Here is a 15,299-nt window from a genome sequence, read left to right as displayed (position 1 = left end):
GTAACGGGCCGAGATAAAGATCGGATGCAGATAGCGTGCAGTCCGCGTGCACATCCGCAAAAAAAATAGCGCAGAACCGAAGTTCTACGCTTGGGACGCCTTCTTTAATTCAAAATGGAACAGAACGCCCTCCTCCGTATTGCGAACGCCGTAAGGCGCTCCATGCAGCTCGAGAATTTGCTTGGCGATCGCGAGACCGAGGCCGGTGCCTCCGGTCGAACGGTGGCGGGATTGCTCGCCGCGGTAGAAGCGATCCCATATTTTGTCCAATTGCTCGGCCGGGATATGGACGCCTTTATTCTCGATGCCGATGATGACGGTATCCTTCCGTTCGGTTGCCGTAACGACGATCTCCTCTTGCTCCGGCGTGTAGCGGATGGCGTTCATCAAGAAATTAACGGCCACCTGCTCGATCCGCTGCCGATTGGCGACGACCTCGGCCGGGGCGAGCCGGGTATGCAGACGAAGCTGCTTCCCCGCAATGTCGGGCGCCAGCTTCTCGCAAATTCGCTCAAGTAGCGCATCGATGCGGAACGAATCGGTCTCCATCCGATACGTCCCGGACTCATATTTCGCCAGCTCCAGCATGTCCTGGATCAGCAGGCTCATGCTCTTTACTTCGTCTTCCATCGCCGTAAAATAATAGTCCCGTCTCGAGCTGTCCGCCTTGTCCTTCAAGATGTAGAGGCAGCTCTCCATGACGCTGAGCGGCGTCTTCAACTCATGCGACACGCCGGCGATAAACGCTTTACGCGTTTGCTCCAATCGCTTTTCTTGCTCGATATCTTGCTCCAGCCTGGCAAGATGCGCCTGCAGCATATCCGACAGCCGATTAATATTCCGGGACAGATTGCCGATCTCGTCCTCGTTTTGGATCGGGATCCGCTCCGTGAAGCTCAGCTTGGCCATATTTTGCGTCATCGCGTCTATTCGGAGCAATGGAGCGGCGATCGTGCGGGACACGTAGAAGGAGGCGAGCAGAACAAGCAGCAGCGTTCCGATCGCGATATAAACGTAGTAGTTTTGCATGACGCCCACGGCTTCGCTCACAGGCTGCAGCGAGGTCATGGCGAACAGGTAAAAGGGCTTTCCCGTGTGGTCGGTGACGGGCTCCACGAAAATTTTGTAGCGGATATCGTTGTCGTAGTAATCGGTTGTCGAGCCGGCCCTCCCCGCGGCGTCTCCGTACAGAAGGTCTGCCTGAAACGCCGTCACCCTATCGAGAAACAAGCGGTTCGCATACCGGGACGCCTGCGCGCCCTGCGGCAGCCGGATGCTCGTAATCGTTCCTTGCACAAGAACGCTGGGATAACGTTCGCGGTACGCGCTCGGGCTTTCGAAGCGCGGGACGACCTCGTATTCTTTGCGAACCAGCTGCCGGTTCTCCAGCCGGTTCTCCTCTCTCAGGTTGGACGGGCTCCTCCCGATCCGCTGCGGATACCATTGCTGCCCGATCATAAGGCCTTCCATCGCGATCCGCTCTCCTTCCAGGACGAACCTGCTGGAGAACAGCGGATGATCGGGGCTCGCCTCCTCAACGTCCATCATCGCGTACAGCGGCACGTCGATCGACGTGCCGGATAGGGCGGGGAACGAGTCCGAGCGATCCAACCGGACCTTCATTCCGAAATTGCCCGTATGTTTCAAATAGCCCTTGTCGTCCAGTATCGCGAGCCACGAATTCGTTTGTTCGTAAAACGCCCGCTCCGCCCTAACAACAGCCTCCGGGTCCCCGGAGCGGATCGCCTCGCCTTCCCGGACGGAGCGGAGCGCATCCTGCACCTTCTCCACCTTCTGATGCACGTAATATTGCTTGAAGAACACGGCTTGTCCGATCAGAATGCTCGCGATTACGAACAGGCATAAACCGGTGATGAGCAAAAACAGCTTGAATACGATGCTTCTCCTCATGCCCGGTCCTCGAATTTGTAGCCGGCACGGACGACGGTGACGATCAGCTTCGCATGCTCGCCCAGCTTGGCGCGCAGATTGCGAATATGGCTGCTGAGCGTGCGCTCGTCGCCGTCGAAGTCGTAGCCCCAAATTTTGGTGATGAGCTGCTCCCGGTTAAGGACGTTTCCTTTGTTCTTCATCAGATAAGCCAAAATTTCGAGCTCCGTATGCGTAAGTTCGCAGATCGTCCCCTCGATCGAGACCGACCGGGACGGCAAGTGAATCGTAATCCCGCCTCCGGTCAGCCGCTCTCCCTCAGTGCTCATCCGCCGGTGTTCCAGCAGCCGCTTCGCTCGCGCCAGCAGGATGGGAGGGCTGCACGGCTTCACGACGTAATCGTCGGCGCCAAGCTCGAAGCCAAGCAGCGTATCGTCCTCGTCCGAGCGCGCTGTCAGCATAAGGATCGGGACGTCCGACGCTTTGCGAATCCGCCGGCATACCGACCACCCGTCCAGCTCCGGCAGCATAACGTCCAGAATGACCAGATGCACGTCATGCTCTTGGAACAGCGCCAGCGCCTCGATCCCGTCGCCCGCTTCCAGCACCTCGTATCCTTCGTCAACCAAATATTCCTTCATGATCTCCCGCAGCACTTGCTGGTCTTCTACAATAAGTATCGTTTTCTTCATGGCTCGGCCCCTTGTTCTTGTCCCTCCTTAGGTATCTATTGAAAGGTTACCATGTTCCGTGGAGATGTCACAACAAGCGGCTACGATGGGATAACAAGCCTAACGTTTTTAATGGCTTACTCTAAGGCTAAATTAACTTGCCTCGTTCCTTGAGCGATTGCTTTCGTTTCATGAACTGTACCGTATGGATGCTCGGGTGGGGCGTAGATAACGTAAACTTTAAGAGGGCGATTGCCTGTATTGGTTATATTGTGCCATTTTCCGGCAGGTATCATAATTGCATAGTCATCATACGCCATTGCTTGAAAATCCAGGTAATCTCTTCGGTCACCCATTTGAACAAATCCCTGACCTTCTTCAATCCGTATGAACTGGTCAGTTGTCGGATGAACTTCCAAACCAATGTCTTCGCCCACATTAATGCTCATCAAAGTCACCTGAAAATATTTCCCCGTCCATAAAGCAGTGCGGTAATTGTTGTTTTGCTTGGTTGCGCGGTCAATATTCACTACAAATGGTCTCGTTCCATAGTCCTGCAATGTCATGTCTCCATAATAAGGATTATAGCTGCGATTGTTCCAATGGTAATAATGGAGATTCCAATCATAACTCCATTTGTTATTCCAGTTGCATTGCATCGGATTATGGCCTCGATGGTCATAGGATGTTTTAGGATGCATATTCATGCTCCTCTCGGTAAGTTTCTTATTGACCATTTATCCTATGCGGCTGCCTAGCTGGAGGAAAGCAAAATGGGCAAGAGTCTACGGAATCTTTTATACCTTCACCCTCAGCTCCTCCACAGAAACCCGTCTCGCTCCCGCGGAGACCGGCTCTGCCGGCTCGATGACCGGCGGCCGCTCGCCCGCCTCGGCCATTCTGGCGATCAGCCGTTCCTTCAAGTGATCCGCAACGCTCCGATACGATTCCATGCCGGCCAGGTTCGTCTGCTCATACGGGTCCGCCTGCAAATCGTACAACACATCCTCCCGGTACCGATCCGAACCGGAGTCGTTCCAGCCGTCCTTGTCCGCCGCGACGACGGCGTACTTCCACCGCTCGGTCCGGATGGCCCGTCCGACCTGGGATTCGCTGATTTGCAGGAAGACCTCGCCAGGCCAAACCGTCGCCTCCCTGCGTACCAGCGGCATAACCGATCTTCCCTGCATGCCGGCGGGCACCTCGATGCCGGCCGCGTCCAGCAGGGTCGGCGGGAGATCGAGCAGGCTCACCAAGCTTCGGACTTGTCCTCCCTGCATGAAGCCGGGGCCGTAAAGCGCCGTCGGAACGCGAATCGAAGCTTCATGCGCCGAGCGTTTGTACTCGCCGTTGCGCGTTTTGAAGTGATTGCCGTGGTCGGACGTGAACAGAATGATCGTGTCTTCGAGCTTATTCAGGCTCTTCAATGCGTCCATCAGCCTGCCGAGCGCCTCGTCCAGCCGCTTCACCATGCCGTAATACCCCGGAAGATGCTGAGGAGCGGTTCCGCCGAACTTCTTCAGATCGGGCGGCATCCAGCCGTCGATATAGTTGCCCTCGTAGCCGTCAGGCGCGGGGTAGTTATCCGTATGGTTCTGATGATGCGGCTCCAGGTAAGACAGGAACAAGAAGAACGGCTGCTCCTGGTACCGATCAATGAAACGGATCGCGGCATCCGTCTGGGCATCGACGCGGTAGCCCGGCAGCTTGACCGGCCGGCAGTCCTCATCGTATAGCACGGTATCGTAGGCGTCCGAAGAAAACTCCAATACATTGGACGCCAGCCAATATTCATAACCGCCTCTTTCTTCGGCCGGGACCGGCTCGCGTCCGCTTAAGTGCCACTTGCCGATATAACCGGTCTGATAGCCGTTCTCCTTGAAATAATGGGCCAGCGCCTTCTCATCCCGCGGCAGCGGGATGCCGTTGCGGTAACAGCCGGTCGTCGTGGCGTATTTCCCCGTTTGCAGGCAGGACCTCGCCGGTCCGCAGACCGGCTGGCACGTAAATGTATGATACAGATGGGTCCCTTCCCGGGCGATCCGGTCGAAGTTCGGCGTTAAGCCTAACGGGTTCCCATGCGCGCCCGTCGTGTCCCACCGCTGCTGATCCGTAAAAAAGACGATGACGTTCGGTTGTTTGCACTGCTGATTAAGATTGGACATCCTTCCCACTCCTCGCATCCGTATGATAGTTCCATTATAGGGCGCCCAGTCGGTTTTTCTTAGGGCGCAAACGAAGATATAATAGAACAAAACGGAGATACCGAGGAAAGGAGCGTACGGACCGCCATGCTGCCAGGCCTTTATCCGTCCTTGGCGGACAGCTTGCAGAACCAGTTTTATTTTGCCTTCGAATGGGAACGGGCGCCGGATTGGAATTTTACCGAGTATCAAATTCCGGCTATGACTATCTGGCATATCCTTGACGGGTACCGTGCGCTTCATGTCCGGGATGAGCAGCTTCTTCTCCAGCCCGGGGATCTGCTCGTGCTGCCGAACCAATCCGTCATCACGACGAGGCACGCGGAGACGAAGGGTCCGTCCCGGCCGTTTCATTATTTGTCGCTTGGCCTGCAATTCACGATCGGCGCGCGGGAATGGCCCGAACTCTACGGCATTCCGATCCGGATGCGCCCGGACGGCCGGGAGGAGCTGGTCCCCTGGCTCGAGCTATGGCGGCAGCTTGCCCGGAGATACGCCTTGCAGCTTCGCTCCCCCGCGAGCGATGCCGCTGCGCTGGCCGCCGCCTCGAGCGCGACGGAATATTTGGAATGGGGAGCCCGCTACGGCGCGTGGCTCGCCGGCCTGAATCGGATCGTTCAGCCCTTCATGGCCGAGCCGGAACCGCGGACGGACGAGCGCCTGTTCCGAATTTGCAGCTTTATCCAAGCGCATTATGCCGCCCCGCTCACCGCCAAGGAGATAGCGCGCTACGCGTGTCTCAGCGAAGGGCATTTGCGGGCGATTTTTCGCAGGTCGCTGCATATGTCGCCTTATCAGTACGTCCTTCATACGAGACTGACCAAAGCGAAGCAGCTGCTCATCACGTCGAACCAGACGCTCCTGGAAATCGCCGCCGCGGTAGGCTTCGACGATGTTAGCCATTTCATCAGCCTGTTTAAGCGAAAGATCGGTGCGACGCCCGCCCAGTACCGGAAAAAAGCGAACTGGAGCGTCTGACGCGAGCATGCAAAAAGTAGAGCGCCCCATAAGTCATCGCTAGATGACGGAGGGACGCTCCTTTTTCATTTGTCAAACAAAAGAAACCTTACCTTGGTGAATGGAGGTGCCATCCACCGCCTGCGCAACCAAGTGACTAGCCAAGCGAAAAGCCTGCGAATGGGCTGCGTATCCGTGAGTCTTAGCTAAGCGAAAAGCCTGCAATAGTGCAGCCTTGTAGCCATCAATTGGGCAGCCGGAAGAAATGCCTGCATTGGTGCAGGCATTTTGGGACGTAAGCCCCCATTCTTGCTTGCCAAACGAGAAAAGATGCACATTCGCAGGCATTTGCTCCGCTGCACGCATGAAGCGCCAAAAAGCCTGCACTTCCGCAGGCTTCAGCTTGCGACGCCCGCCTGTGGTCCGATCGCGGCTGCATCGGCATCCGGCGCCTCGACGGCGGTCCGATCTCGGCGGCTTCAGCTTGCAACGCCCGCCTTAGGCCTGATCGCGGCTGCATCGGCACCTGGCGCCTCGCCTGCGGTCCGATCGCTGCGGCTTAGGCGCGAGACTCCTTCTTCCGATGATGTCCCCCTACCCTTGCATTGGGCCGCGCCCGCTTGCCGACGGATAGGGCTGCGGGGTGAGCGTCGGCCCGGAGACGGCGATCGAGCCGTCCTCGCGGAACGTCATCCTGTCGATGCACACTTGACGGTCTCCGCCGCCCTTCGCCGGGTCCGTATGGGTATGGTAGACGATAAACAGCTCCGAATCGTCCGGCGAGCGGATGACGCTGTGATGGCCCGGGCCCGAGATATCGGCGTTATCCGTGAACAGCACCGGATTATTCGCATACTTCGCGAACGGACCGAGCGGCTCGGTCGACGTCGCATACCCGACGGAATAATCGCGGTGCGCGAAGCAGTTCGCGGAGTACATCAGATAATAGAGTCCATCGCGCTTCAGGACGAACGGCCCCTCGTTCCAGCGCCACTCCTCCCCCGACTTGAACTCCCATTCCTGATCCGGCTTCAGCAGCGGAATGCCCTCCTGCTTCGGCTGCAGCAGGTCGTCGGTAAGCTCGAAGCCGTATATATGGCTCTCGTGCCTGCCGTCCACGATATGCTCGGAGCAATCCCGCGAATAGTACAAATACGATCGGCCGTCGTCATCCGTCAAAATATGGGCGTCGATCGCGGCATAACCGAAGTCGAACATCGGCTTGTCGTAGACGTCGATGAACGGTCCGGCCGGACGATCGGCGATCGCGACGCCGATGCGGAGCGAGTCCTTCTCCTCCCATCTTGCCGTGTAGTACATGTAGAACTTCCCGTTTCGCTCGATGACCTCCGGCGCCCAGAACTGCCGGTACCCCCAAGCAAGCTTATTGGCCGCTCTCTCGTAGACGAAGCCTTCCGGGGTCCAGTTCACCAGATCGTCGGAGGACCAGGCATGGAAGCCCTCGCCTCTGCTCCCGGAAGTGGGGTAGCAATAATACTTGCCGTCCGACGCTTTCAGAATGTAAGGATCGCCGATCTGCTTGATGTCAAGCGGATTCGCGTACAGCCTTGTCTCCATGTCCATCGCTCCTTCCTCAACCTAATCGATTAATAAGAGTCCAACCGCTCCGCCCATTCATTCAGCCGTTCCTCCGCATCCGTCCCCCGCATCGCAAGCGTACGGGGAGCGAGCCTTCTGGCGACGGGACCGCCGCCCCGCGTCGTCTCGACGAGATGCTGCACGTCCGAGATGTCCGAGCGCCAGTGCAGCAGCGCCGTCAGCAGCTCGCCGCGAACGCCGCGATGCGCGGGATCGTCGTACACGTCCCGCTGCTCGTGCGGATCCTGCCGCCGGTCGAACATTCGGCCACGCCGTTCCTCGAAATAATACTCGAGCTTCCATCGCTTCGTCGCCAGTGCCGCCGATTTATACAAGCTGCCCACCGCGCAGCGCCGCGGGGAAGGCAAGCCTGCTGCAAGCGGCGTGAACAGGTCGAACCCTTGGATATAGGGACTTGCCGTCCCGGCAGCCCCCAGGATCGTGGCCGGAATATCGTTCCAGATCGCGAAATCCCTGCGTTCCCCGGAAGGCAAAGTGCCCGGCATGCTCATGATGAACGGAACCCGCCATGAGGCGTCGTAATAATTATGCTTGTCGTTAAAGCCATGGTCAAACATTTGCAGCCCGTGATCCGACGAGAAGATGACCAGCGTCCTCTCCCGGATGCCGGCCCTATCCAAAAAGGCGATCAGTCTCCCGATTTGCTCATCGCAATAGGCGGCCAAGCCGTAATACCGCTTGCGTATGCCGTCCACCTCTTCGGCCAATGCTTCGGCATTCGTCACGCCATCCTTCTCCGTGAAATGCTTAAGCTCGGCCGGCTTGTCCGGACCGGCGCCCGTCATACCCAGCATGACTTTTAACTGCTCCGGGAAGGCGGCCATCTCTCCCGGCGAGTAATTGATCGGGGGAAGCTGCGCGTCGTCCATCGCCCGCATGAACCGGCCCGGCGGATCGAACGGCTCATGGGGACTGACGAGGGAGCAGTAAGCGAAGAACGGCTGATCCCCATGCTCGGCCAAGCTTTTCTCCATCTCCGCGATCGCGGTATCCGCCAGGAAGGCTTCCATGAACCGCTCCTCGGGAATCTCGTTCGGGTGGTCCGACACCCTCGAATACCCGAGCGGACGAATGTACCTCGCGTACGCATCGTCGGCGTCGTTCGACTTCTCGCTCACCGCGTGGACGACGTCGAAAGAAGGCGGAACGGGGCCGAAATGCGTTTTGCCGATCATGAGATTACGGTAGCCTGCCTCCTTGAGCGCATCGGTGAACATCGGCAGCGGCTGCCTGCGCCCGATCCCGTTCTCGATGCAGCCGTGGATCGGCGTATGAAGCCCGGTCATCAGGCTGCACCGGGCCGCCGTGCAGACGGGCGACGACGTATGCGCCTGCTCGAAGAGCACGCCTTCCTCCGCCAGCCGGTCCAGATGCGGGGAGAGCGCGAAGGGGCTTCCCATGCATCGCAGTGTATCCCAGCGCTGGGAATCGGTCGTAATGAGAACAATGTTCGGTTTGTTCGGTCTGCTCATCCAAAGCCTCCTTGGCCGCTTGTCGTTAGAAACATCACGATTCGGCGATTGCCGCTTCAAGGGCTCGAGCCAGCCGGCGGGAATCGTCGCCCGTATCGTCGAACCGCTTCATATTGGCCAATAATCGGGCTCTCATCTCGGATAAGATCGGCGCATAAGCAGGATCGGAGCAAAGATTGTTCATCTCGAACGGATCCGCCTGAAGATCGTACAGCTCGTGCACCCATTCGTCGCTTGCGACATATTTGTAATTCTTGTAATAAAGAGCTCTCTGCACGGCGTGCACGTCGAAGTGGCCGTAATGCTCCGCCATGAAATCCTCGCGCCGATTCGCGGCCGCGCCGCCGAGCTCGGAGACGAGACTCCTGCCGTCCATCCACTCCGGAACGGCGGCTCCCGCAAGCTCAAGCACCGTCGGCACGAGGTCGAAATTGCTGACCAGCGCTTCCGACCGCGCTCCCGCCTTCACGCCGGGCCCGCGAACGACCAATGGAATATGCATAAGCTCCTCCATCATGTCGCCCGCTTTATCCACCATGCCCCCGTGACTGCCGAGCGAATCCCCGTGATCCGCGGTATAGAGGACGACGGTGTTATCGGCCAGACCGAGCGCCTCGAGCCGATCGAGGAAGCGATGGACCGCGTTCTCGATATAATTGTAGTGCTCGTACGCCCGCTGCATGACGGGCTGCCATTCCTCCCATGACTGCGCGGCGTTGCGATCGCGAATATTGGCATGATACGACTGAACGAAGCCCGGCCGGTCCTTCATTTCATCGGCGAAGCTCGGATATTCCTCGATCGCGCGAGGGTCGATCGTATCCTTCGAAGCGAGAGGCACCTGATACGCCTGATGAGGTCCCCAAATGTCGACGCGAAGCGAGAACGGCTGCCCGGCGGGGCTCGTCTCCGATGTCAGCCAATCCTCGGCCATGGCGAGCAGGAAGTCGGATTCATGGACGGGACCGGGCGACTTGATATAGCCGGAGGAATACGTATTGAAGTTGTTCGTCTCGGTCAGATCATATTCGCCGTTCGGGAATCGCCCTTGATTGATCCCCCACTCCTGCACGAAGACCGGCGCCTCCAAGCCGTTACGCGTTAAATACCGCTTGTATTCGTCGGTCAAGTAAGGATTGCCGTAGCCGCCCGGATAGAAGCCTTCCACGCCGAGGGGCTGCAGCTCGAACCCGCTATGGTTTTTGCCGAAATAGCCGACCCGGTAGCCCTGCTTCGCGAGCGTCTCGAAATACAGCGGGTAACCGGCATCCTCCTGGCCTTCCCGATTGCGATACTTGCGATGCTTATGCGCGTAGACGCCCGTCATCATCGACGCTCGCGCCGGCAGGCAGAGCGGATGGACGGAGCGGCACTGCGTAAACTCCGCCCCTTCTCCGGCCAGGCGCTCATAGGCGATCAGCGCCGGTTTGGCCCCGCTTGTCATTTTATAATGGCGGAATGTGACATGGTCCAGCATGATCCATACGATATTCGGCTTTCGATCTGTCATTTCCGAATTCCTCCTCTATTGGATGACGGGAACCGCCGTCGACCGGCACGGCTCACGGCTTCCCCATAATTTGACGATACTGGCTCGGCGTCACGCCTTCGATCGTTTTGAATTTCCGTACGAAGCTGGGCACGTTCAAATAGCCGATATCGAGCACGATATCTTGAATGAGCTTATCCGACCGCTGCAGCTGCAGCTTCGCCTCGTGCATCCGAAGGCTCGTCACGTAATCCATGAACGTCACGCCCGTCTCTTCCTTGATGAAGCGGCTTACATAAGACGCGGACAGGCCGTATTGCCGGGCAATATGCTCAAGCGACAGCTCCGATTCCTTGAAGTGCTCGTTGATGTACGTGATGATGCTGTTCTTCCGCTCGAGCCGCCTGCTCGATTCGAGCTCGTTGACGCGCTTGCAGAACAAGACGGTAAATTCCTCAAGCCCGGACTGAAACTCCTGGAGCGTATTGAATTTCAACAGCTCCTTGATCTCGCCCGCGAAGCTCTCCGCATTCAACTGATTAATCGCTTTCAAAATATGATTGACGACGTCGAAGCACAAGCAGCGGACGATCAGGTACGAGGTCGTGCCTACCGTCATCTGTTCGATAAGCGCTTTCACCGCTTCCAGCGCGATCGCCTCGTCTCCCTGCTTCAAGCTCTGGATATAGAGCGCCTGCTCCTTCGTCGGATACCAATGCACCTGCTGCTCGCCGTTGTCCATCTGATCGAACAGATGGACCGACTTTTTGTCGTTGATCTGATTGTCGAAGAGCACCGCCGACGCTTCCAAATAAGAAGAGCCGATATGGTCCAAATCCGGGTAAAGCTTGCCGATGCCGATCGTTAAGCTGACGCCGGCCTTCTTCCTCGCGGTGTCGATCAAATTTTTGGCGATGTCCGACCGCTTCTGCACATGATCCTCGGGCGCTTCCTGAAGCGCGACGATAACCGCCGTGTACCGCTCCTCGGATATTTCCACCCCGTAGCCCCAGCCTCCGGGGAACATGATCGTTTCGAGCAGCGAGGACAGCTCCTCCTCCAAGAAAGTCCGATCCGCCTCGGCGGCCCTTGCCGTAATGGCCATGCAGAAGTAAGCCTCGCCGGTCATCATGACGTTGGAGCATTTCAACAAATAATCCCGCTCCGTCTTGTCGACTTTCCCGCCCTTCAGCAGCGTCAGCAAGCATTGATCCTTGACGAACGGTCGCTGTGCGTTCATCTGGATCAGCATTTCCTCGTTCTTCTGCAGCGTGCTGTCGAACGTATGGCGGATGATCTCCCATTCGTTCTTCCCTTCCGCGGGATCGGGCGCATGCGGCGTCATCGCGAAGTAAGCAAGCAGCGACTTGACCGGCCGATAGCTCCGGGACGAGAAGAGCAGCGCGCCGAACACGCCGATGACCAGCAGCACGATCGTAATCGCCATGATCCAGGCTCTCATCGCGTAGACCTGTTCGTAGAAGACGGCCGACGGAACGGCGATGACATAGCTCCAATTCAACTCCTCGGAAACCATCCGCGATACGACGAACGGCTCGCCTCCGGATTCCAGCTGGAACACGCCCGTCCCCTTCAGCTTGCGCAGGTCGAGGCGAAGCTGCTCGGACGAAACGGCCTGCCCGGGGTCGCTGTACGTGACGAGCGGCTCGTAATACTGATCGTAAATGAAAATATGGCCCTTCATATCTCCCATAATGTTGGTGAACTTCGAGAGAAATTCGTCCTCGTTAATCGTGAATAAGACCGTTCCTTGCGGAAAGGTCTCCAAGTACGGTACGGGAAACAGGAACGCGATCGTGCTGCCTTGGACGGACAGCCCCGACTCCTTCGCCTCGACGCGCTTCGCCGCCGGCCCGGACAGCTCGTTCAACTCGCGGAAAAATCCGGCCTTGGTCCAAGCGTAGTCCTTCTTCAATTCATTCTCGAACGTATCGTAAGCATAGCGGCCCGTGCTCAAATACATGCGGGTATCGCCGCGGTAATAGAACATCATGTCGTTAATGAACGGATAATGCTCCGTATAAGCGACCAGCTGCGGAATAAGCAGGCCTTCCCTCTCCATCGGGTCGGTCGTCGAATAGATCTCCTCCTGGGAAGAGAGATGGTAGATCACTTCCCTTAACGACTTCAGCTCCAGATCGATCTGGTTCCGCACTTGCGTCAGCTTAGCCGTATTCGCTTCGGCGACCTCCCGTTGATAGCCGACGACGTTCACGTAATAGAACACGCCGATCAGAATGAGCAGCGGGATCGCAAATATGACGAGATAAGAGATAAACAATTTGAAAAACATGCTGTTTCGCCAATTGCGCATGCCGATTCTTCCCCTTCTGGATGACGTGTTCGCGCCGGACGAAAGCACGAGCCTCCGTCCGGCGCGATTCATGAATGATCGCTTATTTCGTTAAATAACGGTCATAAGCGGCTTGCGTCAGGCTGACGGCCTTGTCGATGCCGAGCTTCTTCACCTGGCTGACGTAATCATCGAATTTGCTCAGCGGCTCGACGCCAAGAATGAACTTAAGCACCATTTCGTTGCAATACGTATTGACTTCCGTCATGATTTTGGCTCGTTCGTCCGACTCCTCCGAGGTGAGCTGCAGCGTAGGCAGGAACATGGAGCTGTCCACGTTCGGATCGTCCGCCCATTTCATCCGGATCGCCGCCGATTCCGGCGACTTCGCCAGATTCGGATTCGAAGCGATGTCGGTATATTGCAGCTTCGGCGCAAAGTGAACTTTCAGAATGAAGTTCGCATTGTCCGTTCCGAACTTGGGGTTATTCAGAATATAGTCCGTGTACTGCGGCTTCCCGTCCACCATGTTGTACGTCTTGCCTTCGATGCCGTAGTTGAACAGCATGGCTCCTTCTTCCGAATACGCGTAATTCAGCCAGCGGATCGCCTCCTTGATATGCTTGGACGAGGCGGCTACGACGGTTTCCTGTCCCGGCTGGGCGACCTGCTCCAGCGGCATGTACCGCACCTTGTCGTCCGGATTCACTCGCGGATAGGGGGCGGATACATAGGTCTGGCCCAATTGCTTGCCGCGGTTGAACGAGCCTACGATGGCATCTACGTACATCTCGGCCTTGCCGCTGTCGAACAACGCCAGCACCTGCGGCGTCTTCAATCCGGCGAAGTCCTTATTAATGTAACCTTCAGTATACCACTTGTTCATCAAAGTCAGGTACTCCCTGAATGCCGGCTCCGTTTGTCCGAACGCCACGGTGCTCTCATCCTTCAAGAAGAAGTTGGAGACGACGCCGAACGGCCCCATGAACTGATCTTCCAGTCCGGACCCCAGCAGGGCGTAGGGAGCAACGCCTTTGCTTTCCTTCACGGCCTTGAAAAACTTCTCGTAATCCTCGATCGTACGGGGTTCTTCCATCTGCACCGATTTGAGTGTCTCCTCCCTCAGGATGATTCTTCGGAACGGAGGATCCTGCTCGGGCTTGATCATGTAGAAGGCGGGGAAGCCTCCTTCGTCGTTCGTAACCTGCCGCTTGACTTCCTCGTCCGTAGTGACCAGCTTATAGTAATCCGGCGCGTATTGCTCCAGATAAGGCGTCAGATCGGCGAACACGCCGTCCCGTACGCCCTTGTTCGCTCCTCCGACATAACGGTTCGCTCCGATAATAATGTCCGGCACTTCGCCCGAGGCGATCATCAGGTTAAACGATTCCTGCTCCTGCCCTTGCGCCGGGTGAATGAATTCGATCTTGATTCCGGTGCGCTTCTCAAGCTCCATATAAGCTTCATTCTCGCTGTAGCTCTTGATGTATTGCGTGGCGTTCGGGTGAATCGGCGCCCATACTTGAAGCGTGATCGGCTCGTCCGTAATGGGATAGCCGGTCTCGCTCACGGCAGCCTCCGTCTCGCTGCCGCCCGCGTTGCCGTCATTGTTCGTACCGCTCGAACAGCCGGCCGCCACGCCCCCCAGCATCGTGACCAGGAGAGCGAACGGAACGATTTTTGTCCATCTTATTTGGTTGACGCTCATCTTTCTGCCCCTCTCTAAGCATACATTAGTCTTCCCTTAGCTTTGGCTTCCGTCTGCGTTACCCCTTCATCGATCCGAGCATCACTCCCTTCATGAAGTACTTTTGACAGAACGGATAGATGAACAGGATCGGCACTGTGGCGACGATAATCGTGCAATATTTAATGACGACGTAGACGAGCGCCTGATCGCCCTCCATCAACGAGACGCTCTCGATCGTATTGCCGCCTGTCGAGTTCGCGATCAGAATTTCCCGCAGCAGCAGCTGAAGGGGGTACAGCTCCCTGTCCCTCAAGTAGATCATCGCGTTAAACCAGGCGTTCCAATGGCCGACCGCATAGAACAGGACGATAACGGCGACCGTCGCCTTCGTAACCGGAAGAATGATGCGGAACAGAATCGTGAAGTCGTTCGCGCCGTCGATCTTGGCCGATTCCTCGAGGCCGTCCGGGACGGCCATGAAGCCCGTTCGCATCACGATCAAGTTCCAGGTCGCGATAAGGCCGGGAACGATCAGCGCGAGGCGCGTATCGTACAGCCCCAGCTCCTTGATCAGGAGGAAGTTCGGAATGAGTCCGCCGCCGAAGTACATCGTGAACACAACCATGATGACCATCGGCTTTTTGAGCATCAAATTTTTGCGGGACAGCACGTAGGCCCCCATCGCCGTCATCAGCACGTTCAGGACCGTGCCGACGACGACGTAAAACAACGTATTGAGATAGCCGGTCAAAATATTGGGATTTTGCAAAACGACCTCGTAGCCGACCAGCGAGAACCCTTGGGGTCCCCACAATATGCCTGAATGCTGCGCAAGCCGGGACGGAGCGCTTAAGGACGCAAACAGCACATGCAGCATCGGATATAAGCAGACGAGGCCGAACAGCAGCAGGAATACGTGGTTGGCGGTGTCGAAGGCCGCTTCCCCGAGCGAGAACTTACGCTTCATCGCGCGCATTCGCCTCCTTGACGAA

The 15,299-nt window shown here is 57.2% G+C and carries 12 protein-coding genes; 1 reads left to right on the top strand and 11 read right to left on the bottom strand.

Going from position 1 to position 15,299, the window contains the following annotated elements:
• Positions 1–84 precede the first annotated feature (84 nt).
• The 4 genes from IDH41_RS10565 to IDH41_RS10550 form a co-directional block, all read right to left on the bottom strand.
• On the bottom strand, positions 85–1,911 hold the full coding sequence (locus IDH41_RS10565; RefSeq protein ID WP_190860790.1) for a sensor histidine kinase: 1,827 nt from the start codon (positions 1,909–1,911) through the stop codon (positions 85–87).
• Positions 1,908–2,582 (bottom strand): response regulator transcription factor, encoded by a 675-nt coding sequence (locus tag IDH41_RS10560; RefSeq protein WP_190860789.1) that lies wholly within the window; start codon positions 2,580–2,582, stop codon positions 1,908–1,910. Before IDH41_RS10560 ends, IDH41_RS10565 begins: the two co-directional genes overlap by 4 nt.
• A 116-nt stretch (positions 2,583–2,698) precedes the next feature.
• Positions 2,699–3,262 carry a cupin domain-containing protein gene (locus IDH41_RS10555; RefSeq protein WP_190860788.1) on the bottom strand — a complete coding sequence of 188 codons (564 nt, stop codon included), beginning with the start codon at positions 3,260–3,262 and terminating at the stop codon, positions 2,699–2,701.
• Positions 3,263–3,358: 96 nt separating this feature from the next.
• Positions 3,359–4,726, bottom strand: coding sequence for a sulfatase-like hydrolase/transferase (locus tag IDH41_RS10550; RefSeq protein ID WP_190860786.1), 1,368 nt, complete (start codon positions 4,724–4,726; stop codon positions 3,359–3,361).
• 126 nt (positions 4,727–4,852) lie between these two features.
• Between IDH41_RS10550 and IDH41_RS10545 the strand changes: the two genes are divergently transcribed.
• Positions 4,853–5,743 carry an AraC family transcriptional regulator gene (locus tag IDH41_RS10545; RefSeq protein WP_190860785.1) on the top strand — a complete coding sequence of 297 codons (891 nt, stop codon included), beginning with the start codon at positions 4,853–4,855 and terminating at the stop codon, positions 5,741–5,743.
• 72 nt (positions 5,744–5,815) lie between these two features.
• Here IDH41_RS10545 and IDH41_RS10540 read toward each other — a convergent pair whose 3' ends face one another.
• The 7 genes from IDH41_RS10540 to IDH41_RS10510 all read right to left on the bottom strand — a co-directional run bounded on the left by IDH41_RS10540 (position 5,816) and on the right by IDH41_RS10510 (position 15,274).
• Positions 5,816–6,109, bottom strand: coding sequence for a hypothetical protein (locus tag IDH41_RS10540; RefSeq protein ID WP_190860783.1), 294 nt, complete (start codon positions 6,107–6,109; stop codon positions 5,816–5,818).
• 207 nt (positions 6,110–6,316) lie between these two features.
• Entirely contained in the window at positions 6,317–7,300 is a 984-nt protein-coding gene (locus IDH41_RS10535) for a glycoside hydrolase family 43 protein (RefSeq protein ID WP_190860782.1), read from the bottom strand.
• A 29-nt stretch (positions 7,301–7,329) separates the two neighbouring features.
• Positions 7,330–8,814, bottom strand: coding sequence for a sulfatase family protein (locus IDH41_RS10530; protein ID WP_190860780.1), 1,485 nt, complete (start codon positions 8,812–8,814; stop codon positions 7,330–7,332).
• Between the two features lie 34 nt (positions 8,815–8,848).
• The gene (locus tag IDH41_RS10525; RefSeq protein WP_190860779.1) at positions 8,849–10,324 is read right to left on the bottom strand and encodes a sulfatase-like hydrolase/transferase; all 1,476 of its coding nucleotides are present in this window, start codon (positions 10,322–10,324) and stop codon (positions 8,849–8,851) included.
• Between the two features lie 52 nt (positions 10,325–10,376).
• Positions 10,377–12,638 (bottom strand): helix-turn-helix domain-containing protein, encoded by a 2,262-nt coding sequence (locus IDH41_RS10520; RefSeq protein WP_190860778.1) that lies wholly within the window; start codon positions 12,636–12,638, stop codon positions 10,377–10,379.
• Positions 12,639–12,720: 82 nt separating this feature from the next.
• Positions 12,721–14,325 (bottom strand): extracellular solute-binding protein, encoded by a 1,605-nt coding sequence (locus tag IDH41_RS10515; RefSeq protein WP_190860776.1) that lies wholly within the window; start codon positions 14,323–14,325, stop codon positions 12,721–12,723.
• A 58-nt stretch (positions 14,326–14,383) separates the two neighbouring features.
• The gene (locus IDH41_RS10510; protein ID WP_190860775.1) at positions 14,384–15,274 is read right to left on the bottom strand and encodes a carbohydrate ABC transporter permease; all 891 of its coding nucleotides are present in this window, start codon (positions 15,272–15,274) and stop codon (positions 14,384–14,386) included.
• Positions 15,275–15,299: the final 25 nt, after the last annotated feature.

It is taken from the genome of Paenibacillus arenilitoris (genome assembly GCF_014705655.1).
Lineage (GTDB): Bacteria > Bacillota > Bacilli > Paenibacillales > Paenibacillaceae > Pristimantibacillus > Pristimantibacillus arenilitoris.
Note: the sequence above shows the minus strand (reverse complement) of the source record. Positions and strands in the feature narration are given on the sequence as shown.